1 pseudogene is annotated in these 752 nt (G+C 59.0%); it reads left to right on the top strand.

Annotation, left to right across the window (positions count from 1 at the left end):
- A pseudogene (locus J1G35_RS30620) lies at positions 1 to 752 on the top strand (type IV secretion protein Rhs); the annotation flags it as partial.

Raw genomic sequence — 752 nt, 5'->3', positions numbered from 1 at the left:
TTGAGCGGCTGGATAACGGTGCGGGTTGTGCGCTGTTCCTGCGCTATGAATCGAACCGCATCGTGGCGGTGGACTACCAGGTACAGCGGGCGGAAGGCCGTGGTCCGTATGTCTGGATTACCGAGCAGACCGTCGTTTCCTACGCCTATGACGATGCGGGCCGACTGGTTTCGTCGACCAATGCGGTAGGTGAAAGCGAGCGTTATCGCTACGACGATCAGCACGTGATTCTTGAGCGTGGACTGGCCGGTGGCGCGAGTTTCTTCTGGGCGTGGGAACGGTCTGGCAAGGCCGCGCGATGTGTGCGGCATTGGGCCAGTTTTTCCCAGATGGATACGCGGTATGCCTGGGGAGATGACGGCCGTGTCACGGTGCATAACGCCGATGGCAGTCAGGAAGTGTATGTCCATGACGACCGGGCGCGGCTGGTGCAGCGGATTGATCCGGACGGTGCTTCGCATTTCAAATCCTATGACCACAAGGGTCGGCTGACGGTCGAGCAGGATCCTCTGGGCGCTGTGACGGCGTATCAGTACGACGAAGCCGGACGCTTGGTGGCGTTGTTTCCCGGGGATGATGAGCCAACAACCTACGAGCATGACAATGGTTTCGTACGGGTTGTAAGGCGGGGTCTGGCGGTCTGGAAGTACGAGCGCAATGACCAGGGCGATGTCATTCGTAAGATCGATCCCGACGGTCATGTCACGGACTACAGCTACAACAAATACGGGCAACTGGTCGGGGTTTGGTAC

The organism is Pseudomonas sp. SH10-3B (assembly GCF_019891415.1).
GTDB lineage: Bacteria > Pseudomonadota > Gammaproteobacteria > Pseudomonadales > Pseudomonadaceae > Aquipseudomonas.
Note: the sequence above shows the minus strand (reverse complement) of the source record. Positions and strands in the feature narration are given on the sequence as shown.